Consider the following 21,482-nt stretch of genomic DNA (forward strand, 5'->3'; position numbering starts at 1 on the left):
GATTGATGCGCGTCATACGCGGTCACCGCGATCGTGGAAGCCCGCATGGCGGCTGGCGTCCGTGCTGGCTATAACGGGATCGTCCGTGCCGCATGGAGATCTCGATGATCACCACTGATGTGATGAGCGACCGCGTGGAGTTGCGTGCCTTCGGCGCCTTCACGCTGGAAGACTGCCTGCAGTTCGAGGAACAGTCCGACTACCGCATCCGCTTCAACGGCCCCATCGATCTGCTGGTCGACCTGCGCAACATGACCGACTACAGCCTGGACGTCGTCGTGGAGGAGTTGCGCTACGCGCGCCGCCATGCCCACGACTTCCGGCGCATCGCGGTGCTGACCGACGACCAGTGGGTCACCTGGGGCATGATGCTGACCCAGGCCTTCGTCGACGCGGAAATCCGCATCTTCGACGAGGACGACGGCGCGAACGCCTGGCTACAGGAAGGCCGGCGAGGCAGCGGCCTGGATGCCGCCGCTATTGCGGACGATGTGCACTGACGCCTCAGATCTTTGAGTCCGGACCCGCGGCCCGTGCCTCAGGACGACGGGCCTGCGGGACCCGGGCGGAACCGCACTCGAACGCTCACGCGGATCTCGGGTGAAATCCCGGGCGGAATCCCGGGTGAAATCTCACGCGCGGAATTTCACGCGCGGAATCTCACGCGAATAGTCAGGCCGGAAGGTCCAGCAGCAGGATCGACACGTCATCGTGCGCACCCTCACCGCGCAAGTGTGCTTCGAGGCCGTCGTTGATGGCCGCGATGCGCGCATCCGGCGCGGTACCACGCAGGGCCATCGCCAGGCCGTCGTAGCCGTAGGCCTCTCCGTCGCCACGGTCGGCCTCCAGCACGCCGTCGGAGAACAGCAGCAACTGGCCCGGTGCGCTCCACGCGAAGGTCTCGCAGACGCACTCGTCCGTCGTCATCTCCGCGATGCCCATGGGCAATTGCGATGAACCGAAGCGCCGCCGGAAAGCACCGGCCTCGTCCAGCAGGACCACGTCCGGCACGCCGCCCACCCACACCTGCGCCTCGCGCGCAGCCAGGTCGAGGCATACCAGCGCGGCCGACATGAAGCGGCCGCTCGGCAGCAATGAACACAGGGAGTTGTTGATGTCGCCCACCATGCGTGCCAGCGGCATGTCCTGCGCCACCGCCTGGTAGAAGTAGGTCACCGTCGACAGGCCGCTCATCGCCGCGGCAAGGCCGTGTCCCGTCGCATCCGCCAGCAGCGCGTACAACCGCCCGGCGGGGGATCGCGCCGCCAGCACGATGTCGCCGGAGAAACGCGCGGTCGGCTGCACCCAGTGGTGCACGCCGGGGCCGGCGAGTCCATCGCGGCGCACGTGGCGCTCCATGATTTCCTTGGCCAGCTCGGCCTCGTCCTCCGCCTCGTCGTGATACTGCTGCAGGCGTGACGCGTTGTCACCGAGCTGCTGCTCCACCCGCTTGCGCTCTGAAATGTCGCGCACCACGCCGATGAACAAGGGCCGGTCGGTGACGGGCAGTTCGGTGACGCACAGTTCCATCGGGAAGGACTGGCCGCCGCCGCGCAAGCCGCTCACTTCGGCCAGGCGGCCGATGAAACTGTCCGCACCGGCGTCGAGGTGGCGACGCATGGCCTGCGCAAACGGCAGCCGGTGCGGCTCGTCGAGCAAGGCCGCGAAATGCTTGCCGGTCATCGCCTCCACCGGCTCGCCAAAGAGCGCCACGGCTGCGCTGTTGCAGTTGACGATGGTGCACATCGCATCGAAGGTGATGATGCCGTCCATCACCGCGTCGGACACGGCGCTGATGCGCTGCATGGCCTCCTCACGGCTACGCTGCAGCTCCAGCGTACGCACCAGGTTGCGCATCCGCGCGGAGAACACCTGGTATGACAGAGGCTTGGTCAGGTAGTCGTCGGCACCGGCCTCCAGGCCGCGCACGATGTCGTACTCCGCGTCGAGCGCTGATACGATCAGGATGGGCACCCACTGCGCCGTCGGCAGCGACCGGATGCGGCGCGTCGCTTCGCAGCCGTCCATGTTGGGCATCATCACGTCCATCAGCACGATGTCCGGCCGCTCGGCCTCGAACACCTCGACCGCCTGGGCGCCATCCTCGGCCTGGATGGTGTCGAAACCCAACCTGCCAAGGTACGCGCGCAGCAGCGTGCGGTTGGCCTGGGTATCGTCGGCAACGAGAACCTTGAAGGAACGCTGGGCCATCGCGCCTGACTCCTCAGGCCTGTCCACGCAGGCTGTCGGCCGCATCCGCCGCGCCGATATGCAACTCCACCCGGTTGCCACAGCCCAGGTAGTGCATCTGGCGGAAGGACATGCGTCGGGACAGCGCGATGCCGCGGCCGTTGGGCGCGAAGGCGCGGTCCGGCGACAGCTCCAGGAACGGCTCCCAGTCGAAGCCGGTGCCTTCGTCGCTGATCAGCACCCGCCAGCCCGTCGCCTCGCGCTGGATTTCCAGGCGCACGCGCTTGTGGCGGTTTTCGGGCAAAGCGAGGCGGCGCTCGATCTCGGCGTTCCAGCGTTCTTCATTCTTGAGCGCTGATTTTTCCGCGAAGTCGATGCCGAGGTTGCCGTGCTCCACGCCGTTGACCAGCAACTCCGCGAGGCCCATCGCTACCTCCTCGGGACGGTCGGACATCAACGCCACGAGGCCGGCCAGGGCCTCCGCCTCGGTCAGCGTCTGGATGGAGAAGCTCGCCGCGTCCACCAGGCTCAGCGCCGTGGTGTGCGAAGCAATGCGCTCGGTGAGCGCCACCCAGCGCGCGCGGTCGCCCAGCGCCGCGCGCACGATGGCGGTCAGCGTCTCCGGCTCGAAGGGCTTGATGAGGTAGTAGTAGGCGCCGGCTTCCAGGCCTTCGCTGATCTGCTCGGCACTGGCCGCCGCCGTCTGCATCACCACCGGCAGGTGGCGCAGGCGCTCGTCGTCCTTGATCCGCCGCAGCAAGGCCATGCCGTCGAGCACCGGCATCATGCGGTCGAGCAGCACAAGGTCATAACCGTAGGGGTCGCCATCGAGGCGCGCCCAGGCTTCTTCGCCACCGCCCGTGAGCGTCAGCGAATGCCCGCTGTCCGCCAGGTATTCGGCGATGATTTCCAGGTTCAGCGGTTCGTCGTCTACGACCAGCACCGATGCGCTCATCCACGTTCCCCAGTGTGGGCCGCATGCGTCTGCTGCGCTTCGGCCGGAATGCGTACCACGAACTCGGCACCGCCCCCGACACGGTTGCGCGCAAAGATGTGGCCACGATGCGCGAGGACGATCTCACGGCAGATCGCCAGACCCAGCCCGGTACCGCCGGAGCCGTCGCGAGTCGCGCTGCTTTGCACGAACTTCTCGAAGATGGATGCCAGCTCGGCTTCGGGCACGCCGGGTCCGCGGTCGGATACGCGAAGCTCCACGGCAGGCACGTCGCCGGAATCTCCCGCCCTGCGTCCCGCCGGCAGCACGGAGGCCACGAGCGCGACATGAATGCGACCGCCATCGGGCGAGAACTTGATGGCGTTGGAAAACAGGTTCCGCAACACCTGGCCCATGCGCGCGGCGTCGGCATGCGCAGGCGGATAGTCCTGCGCTTCCACTTCCACCGCCAGCTGCTTGGCCGCCAGCCAGGCTTCGTACTCGTGCAGCACCTCGTCGACGACGCGACGCAGGTCCAGCGCACGCAATTCTACAGGCATGTGCCCGGCCTCCAGCTTGGAAAGGTCGAGCACGTTGTTGAGCAGGTCCATCAGGCGTTCGCCACTGCTGCGGATGCGCGAGAAATAGTCGCGCAGCTTGTCGATGCCGCCTTCCGTAGTGCCGCCTCCGCTGGTGCCACCCTCGCCATGGGCGGCATGCGCGATCGCCTCGCCCCGGTTTTCCCCGAGCCGCGCGAAGCTGAGGATCGCATGCATCGGCGTGCGCAACTCGTGCGACATGTTGGCAAGGAACACGGACTTCGCTTCACTCGCGCGTTCCGCCGCATCCTTCGCATGCAGCAGCCCGGCCGTCTGGTCGGCCACCAGTTCCTGCAGGCGGTCGCGATGCCCGGTCAACGCCTCTTCGGCGGCGAGGCGGCGATGCTCCGCCCGGTGGGCGACGATCATCGTGGCGTAGCCGGCGAGCAACGGCTCCAGGCTTGCCGCGACGCTCTCGTCGTATCCACCGCTGCGGTTGGCTAGGCCGGCCATGCCCACCAGCTGGTCACCGTGCAGAATGGGAATGCCGAGGAACGAGCGCAGCGGCGGGTGGCCGCGCGGGGTGCCGCCGCGACGCGGGTCATGCGGCGGATCGTTGGCGATCACCAGCGCGCGACTGGTCATCACCTTGCCCAGCAGGGTGTCGGCGCGACGGAACTCCAGTCCATCCTCGACATTGAGCGCGTACAGGCGCCGCGTCTCCTCGCTCCAGGCGATGTTGCTGATGGCATGCGTCTTGAGCCAGGGCTGGTCGCCGTCGTAATGCACCTCGCCGATGAAGCCATATTCGCTGCCGGTGAAGTCGAGCAGCGAATCAAGAAGCCCCTCGAAGGCGGCGCGGGTCTGCGGCGTGCGCATGTACTGCGCCAGGAGCCGGCTGATGGCGGCCAGCTGGTCACGGTTGCGGCGCAGCTCGTCGTGCACGGCGCGGGTTTCGTCGATGTCGGCATGGGTGCCGATGAACCGCGATGCACGGCCGGCGGAATCCAGTTCGACGATCTTGCCGCGGGCGAGAAACCACTTGTAGTGCCCGTCGCGGCAGCGCAGCCGGTGCTCGCTGACGAACACCGGCGAGTGGCCCCGCAGATGCGCCTGCAACGCGGCCTCGACATGGGTCTGGTCGTCGCTGTGGATGCGGCTCAGCCACGCGTCGATGTGCGGCGCGATGATTTCGCTTCCGCTTCCGCTTTCGCTTTCGTTCTCGCTTTCGTTTCCGTCCCCTGCCCCGGCGACTTCCGCATGGCCCAGCAGGCTGCGCCAGCGCGGCGCGTAGTCGCAACGGTTGTCGCGCGGATCCCAGTCCCACACGCCGTCGCCGGCCCCCTCCAGCGCGAAGGCCCAGCGCGCCTCGCTGCGCCGGAGCGCCTCTTCAGTCTGCTCGCGCGCGGTCAGGTCCTGGACCAGTGCCCAGTTGCGGATCTGCCCGTCCTCCTCCAGCAGGCGCACGCCGCTGACCAGCACCGCCACCTCGCGACCGTCCTTGCGCAGATAGTGCTTCTCGAACGGGCCGCAGAGTCCTTCGGCCAGCATCTGCCGGTACATCGCGTCGTCGACGTCGCGATAGCGCGTCGGCGTGATGTCACGGAAGCTGCGTGCCTGCAGCTCCTGCTGCGTATAGCCGACCAGCGCGCACAGGGCCGGGTTGGCCATCACGAAGTGGGCGTTCGGGCCCAGCAGGGCAATGCCCAGTGGTGACTGGTCGACGAGTGCCGCGTAGCGCGTGAGGGTGCCGCGCAGATCACGCTCGACATCACGCAGCGAGGTGATGTCGGTATTGATGCCGATCAGCACCGCGGCGCCGTCCGGGTTACGGCACAGCGTCTTGCGCACGACGATGATGCGGGTGCGTCCGGCGCCGTCGACCAGCGGATATTCCTCCTCCCAGTTGTCCAGGCGGCCACTCGCAAAGATGTCGCGCTCGGCCGCCTCGACCTCCCGCGCCAGTTCCGCCGGCAGGAAGTCACCGGCCCGCTTGCCGATCACCTCCTCCGGCAGCCGCCCCAGCAACTGGCCATGCGCCCGGTTGGTCATCACGTAGCGATGGTTCTCGTCCTTGACGAACAGCGGGTGCGGCAGCGCGTCGAACACCGTCTGCAGGAAGGCCCGCATGCCTGTCTCGCGCTCCTCGCGACGGCGCAGCTCGGTGAGGTTCTCGTAGCAGCTCACCACCACCATCTGCTCGGTGGCGTCGCGGCAGGGCGTCTTGCTGGCACGGACGAAGGCGGGTTCGTCATGGCTGCGCTCGATCCAGTCGGTCAGCACCTGGCGCTCGCCGGTGGCCAGCGCGGCGGCATCCATGGCCTCCAGGCGACGTGCCGACTCCGGCGAGACCAGATCCCACACGCGGCGGCCGATCAGGCTGGTCACGTCGCGCTTGACGCTGCGGCAGTAGGCCACGTTCACCGCGACCATCTGGTAGGCCGCGTTCTTCACCGCCACGGGCACCGGCAAGGCATCCAGCACGCGTTGCAGGAAGGCGTGATGCTGCTGCGCCACGCGCGCGTTCTCCACCTGCTCGGACACGTCGGTCAGTGCCCCGCTGACCAGCACGGGAATGCCGGAGGACGACTGCGTCACCCGCGCGCGCAGGCGCAGCCACCGCTCCTCACCGTCCGGCCGCCGCACATGCAGCTGCTCGTCGATCGGCGACGCGGTGCCCAGTGCGCCACGGATCGCCACCACCAGCCGGCGACGCTGCGTCGCGTCGACGCACGACATCAGTCGCCGGAAGCCCGGCCGCGCCGGCAGGTCCAGCAAGGCCAGCAGGCGGTCGGAGCAATAGAGGTTGCGGGCCGCGATGTCATATTCCCAGATGCCGTCCTCGGTCACCGCCAGCGCGCGCTCCAGGCGGGCCTGGCTCAGGCGCTGGGCGTCGACCGCTTCTTCCGCGCGACCCTCGGCCCAGCGACGGCGACCACTGAGGAAACCCACCAGGGTGGCCAGCAGGACGCTGGCCAGGACACCCAGCGTGGTGCGCATCCAGGCGCTGTCGGCGAGCCGGCGCTGCGCGTCCGGACCCGCCGCCACCTCGATGCGCCAGGAGGCCGTGGTGTCGGCAAACAGGTGCTTGTACAGCGGCTGCCCGGCGGGAAACGCGGCGTGTTCCCCATACACCGGCTCAGCCGCCTCGCTGGCGGCCGCGTCGACGATGCGCAGGCGCACCCAGCCGGCATGCTGGCGCATGACCGCCGCCATCCAGGCGTCGAGGTCCACCAGCGCGACGGCTGCGCCGCCCTGGCCGTCGGGCGCAGCGAAGGCCAGCATGCGCCCGGATGCCGACAGCCGCTGCGGCCCCACGATGGCCGCGCGACGGGCCTTGAGGGCCTGCAGGGCCGCTGCCTTGAGCAAGCGGTCCCGCTCGGCCGCCGACAGCACCCCCTCCTCGCCACCGCGTGGCAGCTCGCGGGTCATCGGCAAGGCCAGGTTGAGGTCGTCGTTCCACACCACGTAGGACAGGCTGCGCACCGGCAGCGCCAGCCCGACGCGGCCGATGTCGTCCACCAGCGCGGCGAAACCGGCGGCCTGCCCCGAACGGCCGTGGGATGCCGCGATGCCCAGCGCCTTGAGGACGGACAGGGTTTCGCGGCTGTCGCGACGGACCCGCTCGAAAATGTCCTCGGCATGCTGCTGGACCTGCTGATCGAGCATCGCGCGAAGCTGGCGCTCCCGCGCATGCCAGTCCAGGGCGACCGCCACCAGGCAGGCCGCCAGCACCACCAGCGCCGCCGCTCCGCTGGCGCGACGACGCCCGGCACGCAGGAAGTCTTGGAAAGGCCTGGAAATTCGCAGGATGTTCGCGCCGAGGTTCATGGATGGGGCGGTGCGTTCCGGTGACGCGCGGCACCAGCCAGTCTAACGGCCGCCCGCAACGGCATCTTGAGACGCTCCAAGACCGGCCAGCGCCGCCTGCGCCAAGGCTTCCACGACCGACTGGGCCTCGCCCAGCGAGGGATGCACGGCCAGCTTCACGGCCGGGTGGCGTGCCGCCGCATCGGCCAGCATGGCCGGCAGGTCGCGTTTGACGTGCCCACCCTGCGCGAGGAACACGGGCGCCACGTCGACCTCGTGCGCACCGGCCGCCACGGCAGCATCGATGGCCTCCGGCAGCGTCGGCGCCATGAACTCCAGAAAGGCCAGGCGCACGTCCAGGTCCGGCCTGCGCGCCAGCACGGCCTCGCGCAGGCGCTCCAGCGGACGTGCCCATTCCGGGTCGCGGGCGCCGTGGGCAAACAGGATCAGGCTTGCCATCAGGCGCTGGCCTCCACCCGCTGGCGTCGTGCGATGACGGCTGGCAGCACGGCCAGCACCCGCGCAGCCGCCACGAAGCCGAACGGCGCCGTCATGCACACGCCGGATCCATAGCCCGCACAGGACAGGCCCTGCGGGCCGGCGTCTGCCGTTGATTCGCCCGTCGCATCTTCCGCCCCCTCCTCGTCGCCGGTGTCGCAGCGTTGCGGCATGCGCACCGGCTCCTCGGCAAATACGGCCTCGATGCCGAAGCGCTTCTTGAGGTCGCGCGGAAAACCGTGGGACTTGCGCAATTGCCCGCGCACCCGCGCCAGCAACGGGTCCTGCACGGTGCGCGACAGGTCGTCGACGCGGATGCGCGTCGGGTCGCTCTTGCCGCCTGCACCGCCACACATCACCAGCGGCAGGCCGGCGCGGCGGCAGTAGGCGGCCATCGCCACCTTGACGCGCGCCTGGTCAATGGCGTCCAGCACGACATCGCAGCCCGCCAGCATGGTGGCAAGGTTGTCCTCGGTGACGAAGTCCTCCACGGCGTTCACGCGACAGCCCGGATTGATGGCGAGGATGCGCGCGCGCATGGCATCCACCTTGGCCATGCCGTAGGCATCGCCCAAAGCATGGATCTGCCGGTTGGTGTTGGATTCGGCCACCATGTCGAGGTCGATCAGGGTCAGCGTGCCCACCGCGCTGCGGGCCAATGCTTCCGCCGCCCACGATCCAACGCCACCGATCCCCACCACGCAGACATGGGCGATGGCGAAGGCGTCCGCCGCATCCTGCCCGTACAGGCGCCCGACGCCACCGAAGCGGCGCGCGACGTCCGCCCCCTCACCCGTTTCCATACCTGCCCCGCTCATGCGTTGTTCTTCTTTCTCTGGTTCTCGATCCACACCGACAGGCCCTGCGCGTTGAGTTCGATATCGTCGGCGAGCAATTCCGCCGCCGCGTCGCCGCGCAGCGCCCAGCCGGAATGCCGGGACTCCTCGCGCACCAGTTCGCACAGTCCGGCGCGCAAGGCCGCCAGGCGAGGATGCTCCGGCAGGTCCTGCGCCGCATGCGCAATCGCCACCATGGCGTCGATGAGCCGTTGCAGGTCCGCCGCCAGCCGCGGCACGCCTTCGACGCGGCCGTAGTGGGTGAGGAACATGCACACCGGCTCGCGCGCGCTCAGCCTGTCGATGGACGCATGCAAGGCCTGCGGGTCGAACTGGATCGGCGTGGTGGTGGGAAAGACGAAGGCCCGCCCGCCGGCGTCCAGCTGGCGATAGGACAGGCCGAAGGTGTCGCCGGTAAACCAGCCGCGCGACAACGCGTCGTAGTAGCACACATGGTGGCGTGCATGTCCCGGCGTGTCGGCGACCTCCAGGACACGGCCCGCAAGATCGATGTGCAGGCCATCGGTGGCCTCGACCACGCGCGTGGCCGGCGCCGGCAGCACCTCGCCATAGGCGCGGCGCGCAAAATCCTGGCCATAGACCTGCACGGTGCTGGCCCACAGCACGGTGGGATCGATCATGTGGCGTGCGCCACGCGGGTGCACGGCAAGGCGGGCATTCGGCAGCGCCTGCATCAACGCGCCGGCACCGCCGGCATGATCCAGATGCACGTGGGTCAGGAGGATCCAGTCCACCGCCTCGGCAGCGAGGCCCAGCTCGGCCAGCGCCGACATGACAAGCGGCACGCTGTGGGTGGTCGCGGTGTCGACCAGGGCGACCCGGCCGGCATGCTCCACCAGGTGGATGGCGTCGAACCGCGGCCGGACGTAGCCTGAATCGAGGGTGTAGATGCCCGGCCCGGCGTGCTGGAGGATCTGCATGGCTGCTTGACCAGCCGGCCTGCCCCGCCGGCGCGACGAAAGAATGGCGGCAGTGTAATGCCTGGCGTGCCTGCCCAGTAGCCCCTGGCCCTCCCGGCTGGCCTGCCGGAACGCCGAGGCGCGGTGTGCTGCGGGGGCGCCTGTCCGGCCGACTCCCGAGTCTTGGTTCGGGTAGCGGAGCGGCACAACGCGGAAGGTGCCATCGTCATACGCTCCGCCGACCTTTCTCCACTCACCTCCTGCGCCCACCTCCTCCGTTTTCACTTCGCGGCGACGGGTCTTTAAAGGTCGCCGACATCCCGGTGTCCGGCACGCCTGATTGCGGCCGGAACGCACGGCAATCGACGGCTTCGCCACCGGCAAGCCGAAGACGCGGCATGCCGTCTGGCAAGTATTGAAATTTGTTGCTGCGAGCGCCCTGCACGATCTGCGGAAACTACTTAGCGCAGCTGTGGTTGCCAGCGCTGGTGCGGCTTGCAGCGATATTCGCGGGGATATCCCCTAATACCAAGGTATAGCTCTAGGGAAAACCCCATGCCTGTTGTCAGGCATACCGTTCCTAGAATCGGCTCATCAGGTCGGCGCCGTGGCGCTTCACGCTGCGGCCCGATGCGGGATTGACGGGGAGTACCTGCCAAGTACTCCACGCCGCCAGGTGGAACGGGTTGGCCGCCTCACGGCAACACGGTCCGCTGACCGGACAGGCTTTTACAGAGGTTTGTCCGGAGAGTTGTCTCCTATCTGTCCTCCGTTATGGCCGTCGTCGCGATGCGAACGACGGCCATTTTTTCTGTGCTGCCGCCGGACGCGGACAAGAAAAAGCCGCGAAGGGCATGACCCCTCGCGGCTGGATGACAGGGCAAGCGCTCAGCGCGCTGCCGTAGCCTGACTGTCGATGGACCAGCCGCCGCCCAGTGCCCGGAACACATCCACCGTGGCGCTCATGCGGTCCTGACGGGTCGTGATCTCCTCGGTCTGCGCCTCCAGCAGGGCACGCTCGGCGTCCAGCACCTGCAGGAACGGCACGCTGCCGGAGCGATAGCTGACGCGCGAGATGCGCAGCGCCTCGTTCAGCGCGGTGACGCGATCCGACAGCGGCCGCAGCGTGGCGTTGGCGGCCTCCAGCGAACCCAGCGCGTCATACACCTCCTTGAAGGCGTTCTGCACCGTGCCGACATAACCGGCCTCGACCTGCTGCTGGCGCGCCTTGGCGGCATCCACCTGGGCGTCGATCTTGTTCAAGCCGAAGATCGGCTGCACCAGGCCGGCGGCCAGACGCCACACCACGGCCGGACCGGTGAACAGGTCCGACAGGTCGGCGCTGGAACTGCCGTAGCTGCCGGTCAGCACGATGGTCGGGTAGTAGCGGGCGCGGGCGGACTTCACGTCGGCCTGTGCCGCGGAGAGTCGCGCTTCCGCTTCACGGATGTCCGGACGACGGGCCAGCAGGTCGGACGGCAGGCCGGCCGGTACTTCCGGCGGAGCCGGCAGCACCGTGGTGTCGGTCGCCGCGATGCGGGACTCGACGATGGCACGCGGCGAATCGCCGGCCAGCAGCGCCAGTGCACGCTCGGTACGGGCACGCGCCGAGCGCAGGCCCGGCAGGCGCGAGGCCACGACATCTCGCTGGGCTTCCGCCTGGCGCAGATCGAGGTCACCGCGCAGGCCGGCATCCACCGCCTTGCGCAACAGGCCCACCGCATCTTCGCGGGTCGCCACCGTGCGCTCGGCCAGCAGGATGGTCTGGTCCAGCGCACGCAGGTTGAAGTAGGTGCGCGCGACCTGTGCCGCCAGTGCGGACCGCAGCGCATTCACCGCCTCACGGTCGGCCACGAGGCGCGACAGTGCCGCGTTGCTGGCGTTGCGCACGCGCCCCCACAGGTCCACCTCGTAGGCGACGTTCAGGCTCACGTCATAGTTGTTGCTGAGGTAGGGCGTGCCGGACGGCCGCGACATGACGCCGGCAGCACTGGCACGCTCGCGCGCCGCAGTCGCCGAGACGTTCATGTCCGGCCACTGGTCGCCCCGCGCAAAACGCAGCTGCGCAGCAGCCTCGTCGACGCGGGCCACGGCCATGCGCAGGTCGGTGTTGTGCTGCAGGGCGCGCTCGATCAGGGCGGTGAGCGCCGGGTCATCGAAGCGCTGCCACCAGCGCGACAGGTCGGTCGCCGCCGCGGCGGTAGCCGGTTCGGGCAGCGCCAGCTTCGGGACTTCGGCCGGCTGGTACGTGGTCGCGCAGGCGCTCAGCAACACCACGAGGGGCAGCGCGGCCAGCAGGGACTTACGAGGCATGGCTGGCCTCCTTTCCTTCTTGGTCTTCATTGTGGTGGTGTTTCTCGCGCACCTTGGTGCGGTCCGCGATCAGCTTGAAGAACAGCGGCACGAAGAAGATGGCGAGGAAGGTCGCCGCGATCATGCCGCCCATGACGCCCGTACCCACCGACTGGCGCGCACCGGCACCGGCACCGCTGGAGAAGGCCAGCGGCACCACGCCGAGGATGAAGGCCAGCGAGGTCATCAGGATCGGACGGAAGCGCAGGCGTGCTGCCTCCAGCGCCGCATCGAAGGTGGACATACCCTCCTGGCGTTTCAGCATGGCGAACTCCACGATCAGGATCGCGTTCTTCGCCGCAAGGCCGATCAGGGTCACCAGACCGATCTGGAAGTACACGTCGTTGGTGAAGCTGCGCAGCCACACCGCCAGCAACGCGCCGAAGATGCCGAAGGGCACCGCCAGCAGGATCGACAGCGGGATGGACCAGCGCTCGTACTGGGCGGCGAGGATCAGGAACACCATCACCGCCGCCATGCCCAGCGCGAGGCCGGAGGTCCCGGCGGAGCGCTTCTCCTGGAAGGACGCCCCCGTCCAGTCGAGACTGAAGTCCGGCGGCAGCGTCTCGCGCGCGATGCGCTCCACCGCGGCGATCGCCTGGCCGGAGCTGACGCCTGGCGCGCCCTGGCCGAAGAACTTCACGGCCGGCAGGTTGTTGTAGCGGTCCAGCGAATCCGGGCCTGAGCTGTACTTCACCGTCGCGAAGGCCGACAGCGGCACCATGCGGCCATTGCTGGAGCGCACGTACATGGACCCTACGTCTTCCGGCTTGGTACGGTAGCTCTGTTCCGCCGACATCAGCACCTGCCAGCTGCGGCCGTACTTGCTGAAGTCATTGACGTAGTAGGTGCCCAGGGTCGCCGACAGGGTGTTGAAGGCGTCGTCCAGATTCACGCCCAGCGCGCCGGCCTTCTCGCGGTCCACGTCGACGTAGAGCTGCGGCGTCGACGCGCGCCACAGGGTCTGCATGAAGGCGAGGTTCTTGTCCTGCATCGCCGCGCCCATGAAGGCGTTGGCCACCTCTTCCAGGCGCTTGGCGCCACCCTCACCGCGGTTCTGGATGTAGACCTCGAAACCGCCGGCCGCCCCCAGGCCGAAGATCGCCGGCGGGTTGAAGGCCAGCACCAGGGCATCGCGGATGCCCGCGGTCTTCATGAACAGCTCCCCCACCAGCGCGGAGGTCGGCACGTCGCGTTCGTCCCAGTGCTTCTGCGTGACGAAGATGGTGGCCGCGCTGTTCTTGTAGCCGCCGCCCAGGAAATCGAAGCCGGTGAAGGCGATCACGTCCTCGTTGGCCGGGTTGGACTTGATGGCCTCGGTCACCTGGGCCACCACCTTGTCGGTACGCTCCAGCGACGCGCCATCCGGCAGGAACACCGCGGAGATGTAGAAGCCCTGGTCTTCATCCGGCACCAGCGATCCCGGCACCATGCGCCACATCTGCACAGTCAGCGCGACCATGCCGGCGAACAGCAGCAGGGATATCCACGCGCGGCGCGTCATCCAGCCCACGCCGCCGGTGTAGTGACGCGTCACCCAGCCGAAGCCGTTGTTGAAGCCGCGGAAGAAGGCGTTGGGCGGACGATGCTCCGAGCTCTCGCGCAGGATCATCACGCACAGCGCCGGCGTCAGCGTCAGCGCGACAAGGCCCGAGATGCTCACGGCGATGGCGATGGTCACCGCGAACTGGCGGAACAGCTCGCCGGTCAGGCCGCCGAGGAAAGCGATCGGCACGAACACCGCCACCAGCACCAGCACGATGGCGATGACCGGCCCGGTCACCTCGTGCATGGCCTCGATGGCCGCTCGCCGCACGTTGACGTGCTTCTCGTGGATGATCCGCTCGACGTTCTCCAGCACCACGATGGCGTCATCCACCACGATACCGATGGCCAGCACCATGCCGAACAGGGTCAGCGTGTTGATCGAGTAGCCCAGCATCTGCAGCCCGGCCATGGTGCCGATCAGCGACACCGGAACGGCCAGGATCGGGATGATGGTGGCGCGCCAGTTCTGCAGGAACAGGTAGACGACGATGAACACCAGCAGCATCGCCTCGCCCAGGGTCTTCAGCACTTCGCGGATCGACACTTCGACGAAGCGGGTCGTGTCGTACACCGTGCGGTAGGCCAGGCCCTCCGGGAAGGCCTCGGACATGGAGGACACCGTGCTGTTCACCTCCTGCGCCACCGCCAGCGCATTGGCGCCGGGCTGCAGGAAGATGCCGATCAGGGTGGCCTGCTTGCCGTTCACGCGGCCGACGAAGTCGTAGTCCTTCGAGCCCAGCTCGACGCGGGCCACGTCCTTGAGGCGGATCAGCGAGCCGTCCGGACGGGCGCGCACGATGATCTCCTCGAAGGCCGGCGCATCGCTCAGGCGACCTTGGGTGGTGATGGAATACACCAGCTCCTGGCCGTTCTGCACCGGTGCCTGGCCGATCTTGCCGGGCGCGAACTGCGCGTTCTGCGCGCTCACGGCGGCTGCGATGTCGCTGGCGGCGACGTTGAGCTGCGCCATGCGGTCCGGCTTCAGCCAGATGCGCATCGCATAGTCCTTGGCGCCGAAGATCTGCACGTTGGTCGTGCCGGGAATCCGCTTCAGGCGGTCCAGCACGTTCAGCGTCACGTAGTTGCTGGTGTACAGGTTGTCGTAGCGGTCATCCGGCGAATAGAAGGCGATCACCTGGAGAAAGCTGGACGAGCCTTTCTCCACGGTCACGCCCTGCCGGCGCACTTCCTGCGGCAAGCGGGCTTCCACCTGCTTGACGCGGTTGTTGACGTTGAGCGCCGCGGTATCGACGTCGGTACCGATCTCGAAGGTCACCGTGATGGTGACCACACCGTTCGAAGACGAGGTCGAGTTCATGTACATCATGTTCTCGACGCCGTTGATCTGGTTCTCGATCGGCGCGGCGACGGTCTGCTCCAGCACCTCGGCCGACGCACCCGGATAGGTGGCGATGACCTGCACGGTGGGCGGAGCGATCTCGGGGTACTGCGCGATCGGCAGCACACGGCTGGCCGCGAGGCCCGCCAGGATGATGAAGATGGATATGACGGCCGCAAAGATCGGCCTGTCTATGAAAAAGCGGGAGAACATGGCGTCTGCGCTTCCTTCCTGTTGTTATTGCTTTGCCGGAGCAGAAGCGGCGGCCGGGGCGCTTTGCTGGGCCTGCGCAGCGGCTGCGGCGGCGTCGATCGGCGCCACCGGCGCACCCGGACGCAGCTTGGCCAGGTTGTCGACGATCACCTGGTCGCCGGCATTGAGGCCCTTGCGCACAACCCAGGACCGCTCGCTACCACCGCCGTTGACCCATTCGCCGACTTCGATCGGGCGGGGCTGCGCCACCGGCGAGCCATCCTGCGCCTTGCCCACGACCATCACGATCTTGCCGCCGGGGCCGTCGACCACTGCCTTCTGCGGCACGACGAAGGCGTTCGGACGGCTCGCGCCGTTGAGCACCACACGCACGAACTGGCCGGCGCGCAACTTGCCATCGGCATTGGGCAACTCGGCACGGGTATCCACGGTGCCGGTCTGCAGATTCACGCGGGGTTCGCGGAACAGTACGCGACCGCCCTGGCCCAGCACCCGGCCGTCATTGCTGCGCAATTGCACGGCGAACCCGCCCTTGGGCAGCACCAGCGAGCCATCGGCCACTTCGCGGTCCACCCGCGCCTGCTCGGACTCGGCCACGCCGAAGTTCACCTGCATCGGATTCACCTGGACGATGGTCGTCAGCAAGCTGTCGCCGCTTGCCGGCGAAACGAGGCTGCCTTCGGACTTCACGCCACGGCCTGCGACGCCGGCAATTGGCGCGGTGACCGTGGTGTAGCCGAGATTCAGCTTCGCTTCGATCAGGCGCGCCTGCGCGGCCTTCAGCGCGGCAGCCGAGATCTGCTCGGTCGAGGTGGCGTCGTCAAAATCCTTCTGGCTGGCCACGCGCTCGGCCACCAGCGGCTTCAGCCGCGCGGCTTCGCGCTGGGCCTGGGCCTGGCGCGCCTGGGCGGTCGCGACTTCCGCTTCGGCGGCGGCAACCTGCGCTTCGTAAGGCTTGCGGTCGATCTCGAATAGCAACTGACCCGCACGCACGTAGGCACCTTCCTCGTAGGCGCGACGCTCCAGGATGCCCTGCACACGGCCACGCACTTCCACTTCCTTGGCGCCGACCGTCTGGCCGACGAATTCGAAGCTGACAGGCACGACGGCCGGCTGCACATTCACCACGGTCACCTGCGGCGGCGGCATTGCGCCATGGCCACCGCCCTCGCCTTGCCCGCCCCCCTTGCCACAGGCTGCCACTGCCAGCACAAGGGCGAGCGGCGATACACGAAGGAGCAGGCGCGAGGCCTGGGAACGGGGCAATCTCATGATTTTTTCTCCGGCAAAGGCAGCAAAGTCAAAGGCTTGAAGAATTTCAGCAATGCAAGGGCCACTCCCGCCATGTTGCACTGCGACGGACACGAATTTACATACATCCTTGAATGTATGTCAATCCTGCCGTAGAATTTCAGCAGACGAAATCACCCTGAGTGCTTCATGGTCAGGAAAACGAAAGAGGACGCCCTGGCGACCCGCCACCTGCTGCTCGACGCGGCCAGCCGCGTATTCAGCGAGGGCGGGGTCGGGCACACCACGCTCAACGACATCGCGGCAGCCGCCGGGCTGACGCGCGGCGCGGTGTATTGGCATTTCCAGAACAAGTCCGACCTCATCAACGCCCTGTGGGAAAGGGTTGCCCTGCCGATGCAGCAGGCACTCGACCAGATCCGCAGCGAGTTTGCCCACGACGTGCTGGCGATGACACGCGCCAAATCGCGCTGGGTTCTCCGTCAGGTCGTGCATGACGAGTCCACCCGGCAGTTCATGAGCATCCTGCTGCTGCGTTGCGAGTTTGTTGCCGAACTGGCCAGTGCGCGCGACTACATGCTTGCGCAGCGGGACCAGTGCATCGGACAACTGGCCGATGAATTCGCGCTGGCGATCGCCAGTGGCCAGTTGCCCGTCACGGTACGCGCGCAGGGCGCGGCGATCAGCCTTCTTGCCCTCATGGACGGGCTGTGCATGCACTGGCTGCTGAATCCCGAGGCCTTCGATCTCGAACAGGTCGGCGGCGCTGCACTGGATGCTTTCCTGGCCGGGCTGGCCATCCCCCGCTGAAGCCTGCCGTTGCCGACGCCCTGAAACACAAAGGCCTCTGCGATCGATGATGATCGCAGAGGCCTTTGTGTTTCAGGGAGGTCGGTGGAGAAGCTTCCGTTCAGGCCAGGAGCAGCCCTCCCCGCTTGCGGCCCGGCCCGCCAGGCTCATCGTCCTTCAAGGCATCCTGCGCGCGCAGGATCGCGGTGAGCAGGCGCTGGATGCGCTGCTGGAGCAACTCCATCTGCGCCTTGCGCGCGGTGCGCACGGAAGGATGACGTCGCCGTCCCAGGAAGCCGGCGATCACCGTCAGCCGGCTGCTGTCCCGGCCCAGCTCACGCTGCAGGCGGGCGACCCTGCGCTGCGCCTGCCGCATGTGGCTTTCCAGGCGATCGCGGCCGGCACGCAGGCGCAGGTCGTCACGGCGGCGATCCGCAGCCGTCATCGCCTGCAGGGCCCGCCATTGCCGCAGGCTGTCGTCGATGGCGCGCTCGGCCTGGTGGTCGACGAGCTCGCCATCGTTGAAGCGCAGCACCAGGCGGGCGCCCTCGCCCACGATCTCATCCACGGGCATCACGAAGGGCTCGTACACCTCGGCCACGATGGCGTGTTCCCCGGCACGCAGGTGGGCAGCCACTTCGTCCATCACGGCGACAGGCAGGCCGCTGCGCCAGGTGTCGTAGAGGCTGCCCGCGAGCGCACCGGCGGCAGCGCCCACCACGATGCCGACCGGCCCGGCCGCACCGGCACCGGCCAGTCCGCCGGCCGCAAGACCCAGCGAGCCGGCACCGCCATCGCGCCACAGTGGCGCTTCCAGGCGCAGCGCACGGTCGGGCTGGCGGCACGCCCTCACCACCGAGTACAGGGTCAGGTCTCCGGTGAAATGCAGGTCCTTCAGTTTGCGCATGCCGGCCTCGACGCCGGCCTCGTTCTCATAAACAACCAGCAGCAGCTTGTTCATGATTGCCCTCTCTTTCGGTCAGAGGCCGGTTGCCCGGCCACGTACCCAGCTTAGGAGGGTCAAATCATCATTTGAACTTTATAAATCTGATTTTAAATATTCACTGCAGTGATTTTCAGGCTTGCCAGACACCCCAGAGCATCTTGGCGGCAAGCACGACGAGCAGCACTGCGAAGGCCCTTTTCAGGGTGAGCACAGGCAGGCGGTGAGCCATGCGCGCTCCCAGTGGCGCCGTCAGCACGCTGGCGGCCATCAGGCACACCAGCGCCGGGATGTAGAGATAGCCCACGCTCCCCGTTGGCAGGCCCTGCGCCTGAACACCGTTCCACAGGTAGCCCAGGCTGCCGAACACTGCGATCGGAAAACCCATGGCGGCCGACGTGCCGATCGCCCGCTGCAACGGCAGGTTGCACCAGGAAAGCCAGGGCACGGTCATCGCGCCACCGCCGATCGCCACCAGCGCCGACACGGCCCCGATTCCCGTCCCCACGCCGGCCACCCCGAGCGGGCCTGGCAGGGTCCGGCTGGGCCTGGGTTTCAGGTTGGCCGCCATCTGGATGGCCACGAGCAGCACGAAGAAACCGAAGAACAACGCCAGCGCTCGCGTGGAGATGCGTGCAGCGATCAGCGTGCCGATGAAGGTGCCGGCAATCACCCCCGGTGTTAGCTGCCTCACCAGCGGCCACTCGATGGCGCCATGCGACTGGTGCGCGCGCAGGCTGGACAGCGATGTGAACACGATGGTCGCCATCGAGGTGCCCAGCGCCAGATGCAGGATGTGCTCATGCGCAAAGCCCTGGGCCGTGAACATCATCGCCAGCAGGGACACGATGACCACCCCGCCGCCGATGCCGAACAAGCCCGCCATGAAGCCCGAGAACAAGCCCAACGCGCCGTAGCCAAGCAGCCACGGAGACCACCACCCGGCCGATTCAAGCATCAGTCATCCAGACCTTGTGACGAGAACGATGCGGTGCCGCCCGCGTCGGCAGCCTGGCGTGCCAGCAGGCAGGCTTCCGTGACGGCGAAGGCGTCGTCAGCACTCACGAGGGAACCCTGTCCGCGCAGACCGGCTACGAAATCGGCAAAGCACTGTGGCGGCGCTTGCAGCGGAAGCGGCACGGCGTCGGTCTCTCCATTCCTCCACACCCATGCCTGCCCGTCGCGCACTTCCAGCACGCCGTCCGTGCCCACCACGCGTACCCGATCGTCATCATGGCGACGCTGGCTGTCGGGGCGCAGGTAGTCGAGGCTGACATGGCCGATCACGCCTCCGTGCATGGCGAACAGACAGGCCGCCGTGACCTCCACGTCACCCTGGCCACGATTGCCGGTCGTCGAATGCAGGGCCGTGACGCGCTCGAACCCGGTGCCGGCAAACCAGCGCACCCAATCCACCGCGTGGGCACCGACCCAGGGAATCGTGCCGCCGTAAGTGTCCCGAGCGTGATAGAAGGCCTCGCGATGGCCAAGCCGGTAGGATTTCTGCGCGCCGACCATCCGCACCGCGCCAATGCCGCCCGCGCTCACGTGCCGCCAGGCGCTGTACATCGCCGGGACGTAGCGCAGGCCGAACATGGCACCGAGCTGTGCGCCCAGCCCTTCGTCGTACACCGCGCGCAGGGTGCGCAGATCGTCCAGCGTCGTCGCCAGCGGCTTCTCGGCGTAGACATGATGGCCGCGGCGCAGGCAGGCCATGCTGATCGCCGCACAGGCGCCGAACCAGGTGTTCACCACCACCACGTCCGGGCGCAATTCGTCCAGCATCGCCTGCCACTGGCCGAAACGTCGCGCGCCGATACCTGCGCCTTGCAACGCGGCCTCCAGCTTGTCGAGCTTCTCGCCGCCCACGCCCGGCGCGTATCCGGCCAGCGAGGCCCGTGCTTCCGCCAGACCGGCCAGCACGTACTGGTAGTGGCCGGAGCCACCGATGATGCAGACCTTCATGCCTTGCCCATCAGGTTCTTCACGATGTACTGCCACTCTGCGGGGTCCACCGGCGTGATCGACAGGCGATTGGCCGGCTGCAGCAGGCGCATCTGCGCCAGGGCCTCATGCTTGCGCAGTTCCGCCAGCGGCACCAGCGGCGTCTTGCGCACGAAGGCGACGTCCACGTTCAGCCAGCGCGGATTCTCCTGCGTGGACTTGGCATCGTAAAAGCGGCTCTTCTCGTCGAACTGCGTCTCGTCGGGATAGGCCGGACTCGCGACCTTCGCCAGCCCGGCGATCCCCGGTTCCGGACAGGACGAGTGATAGAAGAACATCTGGTCGCCCACCTTCATGACGTCGCGCATGAAGTTGCGTGCCTGGTAGTTGCGCACGCCGTACCAGGGCACGGTCTGCTTCGGCATCGCCGCCAGATCGTCGATGGAACAATCGTCGGGCTCGGATTTCATCAGCCAGTAGCGCATGGGCGTTTCCTCGCATCGTCAATGCAGAAAACATCGCACAAAAAGCAAAGGGCGCGAAGCCGTGTGCTTCGCGCCCTGCATGGGGATCCCCCGCCTGTGCCGTGTGTGCCGTCATCCTGAACCGGGGGTTCAGGGGGTCGCGACCGGCCCGCCTCAGGTGCGCCCGGCAAAGGGGCGCTCACAACAGCGGGTTGTTCGGCCAGCAACCATGTCGCGTAGACATTGGTTCAAGGAGTATGTGGCCCACACGAACACCGCAGGGGAAAACTGTTGGTCGCGCCATCGAAACCGCGTGACCTTGAAATCATTATCGACCTACGCAGCAGGGAATGAATGCCGGAAAGCTCTCATAACCGTGTAGTCGATCACTGCTTGCTCAGAACAACTTTTCCTGCTTGGCCAGCGCATCGTCGATGTGCTCGGCCATGGCGGAAATTCTACGCCTGCTGCCGGCCAGATCAACCCCGCCACCGGCCCGGCTTTGTATGAATTCGTGAGCGATGTTGAGGGCGGTCATCACCGCCAGCAATTCCCCGCCGCTGGTCGTTTTACCGGCGAGTTGTTGCATCTTTTCGTCTACGAGGGCTACGGCCGCCTGCAGGCTCTCGCGCTCCTCGGGCTTCACGGTGACGCTGTACTCGCGCCCCATCAGGTGGATGTCCAGTCGCTCCATCACGCGTCCTCCGATTCGGGCAGGCTGGCCAGCACTTCTTCCACCTTGCGGATGGCGTGCTGCACCTTGTCGGCCAGCACGCGGTTTTCCGCTTCCAGCGCGGCAATGCGTTCGAGCAGCACGCGCTTGTCGGCGCGCAGCTGGCCATGTTCCTCGATCAGCGTCGCGACGCGCGCTTCGAGTTGCGAGAGTTCGGCATCCATGACAAAGATGCTAAG

Annotated in this window: 17 protein-coding genes and 1 other RNA gene; 2 read left to right on the top strand and 16 right to left on the bottom strand. The window is 67.4% G+C overall.

What is annotated here, in order from left to right:
- Window positions 1-104: 104 nt before the first annotated feature.
- Complete coding sequence (locus tag VVD47_RS08455; RefSeq protein ID WP_327602963.1) at window positions 105-500, top strand: STAS/SEC14 domain-containing protein; 396 nt, start codon at window positions 105-107, stop codon at window positions 498-500.
- A gap of 172 nt (window positions 501-672) precedes the next feature.
- On the opposite strand, the gene VVD47_RS08460 is transcribed toward VVD47_RS08455, so the two are convergent.
- From VVD47_RS08460 to VVD47_RS08500, 9 genes are all read right to left on the bottom strand, one after another.
- Entirely contained in the window at window positions 673-2,211 is a 1,539-nt protein-coding gene (locus tag VVD47_RS08460) for a SpoIIE family protein phosphatase (RefSeq protein WP_327602964.1), read from the bottom strand.
- Between the two features lie 13 nt (window positions 2,212-2,224).
- On the bottom strand, window positions 2,225-3,145 hold the full coding sequence (locus VVD47_RS08465) for a response regulator (protein ID WP_327602965.1): 921 nt from the start codon (window positions 3,143-3,145) through the stop codon (window positions 2,225-2,227).
- Window positions 3,142-7,494 (bottom strand): PAS domain S-box protein, encoded by a 4,353-nt coding sequence (locus VVD47_RS08470; protein WP_327602966.1) that lies wholly within the window; start codon window positions 7,492-7,494, stop codon window positions 3,142-3,144. The genes VVD47_RS08465 and VVD47_RS08470 overlap by 4 nt, the downstream gene beginning before the upstream one ends.
- Before the next feature lie 42 nt (window positions 7,495-7,536).
- Window positions 7,537-7,932: a sirohydrochlorin chelatase gene (locus VVD47_RS08475; RefSeq protein WP_327602967.1), complete on the bottom strand. Its 396-nt coding sequence runs from the start codon at window positions 7,930-7,932 to the stop codon at window positions 7,537-7,539.
- A complete protein-coding gene (locus VVD47_RS08480) occupies window positions 7,932-8,789 on the bottom strand; it encodes a tRNA threonylcarbamoyladenosine dehydratase (RefSeq protein WP_327602968.1) in 858 nt (285 codons plus the stop codon). Before VVD47_RS08480 ends, VVD47_RS08475 begins: the two co-directional genes overlap by 1 nt.
- Entirely contained in the window at window positions 8,786-9,748 is a 963-nt protein-coding gene (locus tag VVD47_RS08485; protein WP_327602969.1) for an MBL fold metallo-hydrolase, read from the bottom strand. The genes VVD47_RS08480 and VVD47_RS08485 overlap by 4 nt, the downstream gene beginning before the upstream one ends.
- Before the next feature lie 867 nt (window positions 9,749-10,615).
- Window positions 10,616-12,040 carry an efflux transporter outer membrane subunit gene (locus tag VVD47_RS08490; RefSeq protein WP_327602970.1) on the bottom strand — a complete coding sequence of 475 codons (1,425 nt, stop codon included), beginning with the start codon at window positions 12,038-12,040 and terminating at the stop codon, window positions 10,616-10,618.
- On the bottom strand, window positions 12,030-15,179 hold the full coding sequence (locus VVD47_RS08495) for an efflux RND transporter permease subunit (RefSeq protein ID WP_327602971.1): 3,150 nt from the start codon (window positions 15,177-15,179) through the stop codon (window positions 12,030-12,032). The genes VVD47_RS08490 and VVD47_RS08495 overlap by 11 nt, the downstream gene beginning before the upstream one ends.
- A gap of 24 nt (window positions 15,180-15,203) precedes the next feature.
- Window positions 15,204-16,451, bottom strand: coding sequence for an efflux RND transporter periplasmic adaptor subunit (locus VVD47_RS08500; RefSeq protein WP_327602972.1), 1,248 nt, complete (start codon window positions 16,449-16,451; stop codon window positions 15,204-15,206).
- 168 nt (window positions 16,452-16,619) lie between these two features.
- Here VVD47_RS08500 and VVD47_RS08505 point away from each other — a divergent pair, with 168 nt between their 5' ends.
- Window positions 16,620-17,240: a TetR family transcriptional regulator gene (locus tag VVD47_RS08505; protein ID WP_327602973.1), complete on the top strand. Its 621-nt coding sequence runs from the start codon at window positions 16,620-16,622 to the stop codon at window positions 17,238-17,240.
- A 100-nt stretch (window positions 17,241-17,340) separates the two neighbouring features.
- Here the strand turns inward: VVD47_RS08505 and VVD47_RS08510 are convergent, their stop codons facing one another.
- The 7 genes from VVD47_RS08510 to VVD47_RS08540 all read right to left on the bottom strand — a co-directional run bounded on the left by VVD47_RS08510 (window position 17,341) and on the right by VVD47_RS08540 (window position 21,467).
- On the bottom strand, window positions 17,341-18,180 hold the full coding sequence (locus tag VVD47_RS08510; RefSeq protein ID WP_327602974.1) for a hypothetical protein: 840 nt from the start codon (window positions 18,178-18,180) through the stop codon (window positions 17,341-17,343).
- A gap of 115 nt (window positions 18,181-18,295) precedes the next feature.
- Complete coding sequence (locus VVD47_RS08515) at window positions 18,296-19,120, bottom strand: sulfite exporter TauE/SafE family protein (protein WP_327602975.1); 825 nt, start codon at window positions 19,118-19,120, stop codon at window positions 18,296-18,298.
- Window positions 19,120-20,127 (bottom strand): Gfo/Idh/MocA family protein, encoded by a 1,008-nt coding sequence (locus tag VVD47_RS08520; protein ID WP_327602976.1) that lies wholly within the window; start codon window positions 20,125-20,127, stop codon window positions 19,120-19,122. The genes VVD47_RS08515 and VVD47_RS08520 overlap by 1 nt, the downstream gene beginning before the upstream one ends.
- Entirely contained in the window at window positions 20,124-20,591 is a 468-nt protein-coding gene (locus tag VVD47_RS08525; protein ID WP_327602977.1) for an EVE domain-containing protein, read from the bottom strand. The genes VVD47_RS08520 and VVD47_RS08525 overlap by 4 nt, the downstream gene beginning before the upstream one ends.
- A gap of 83 nt (window positions 20,592-20,674) precedes the next feature.
- Window positions 20,675-20,857: non-coding RNA, 6S RNA (ssrS, locus tag VVD47_RS08530), on the bottom strand.
- A gap of 110 nt (window positions 20,858-20,967) precedes the next feature.
- Complete coding sequence (locus VVD47_RS08535; RefSeq protein ID WP_327602978.1) at window positions 20,968-21,264, bottom strand: cell division protein ZapA; 297 nt, start codon at window positions 21,262-21,264, stop codon at window positions 20,968-20,970.
- Complete coding sequence (locus tag VVD47_RS08540; RefSeq protein ID WP_327602979.1) at window positions 21,264-21,467, bottom strand: hypothetical protein; 204 nt, start codon at window positions 21,465-21,467, stop codon at window positions 21,264-21,266. Before VVD47_RS08540 ends, VVD47_RS08535 begins: the two co-directional genes overlap by 1 nt.
- Window positions 21,468-21,482: the final 15 nt, after the last annotated feature.

Origin of the sequence: Uliginosibacterium sp. H1 (assembly GCF_036017065.1) — a bacterium.
GTDB lineage: Bacteria > Pseudomonadota > Gammaproteobacteria > Burkholderiales > Rhodocyclaceae > Uliginosibacterium.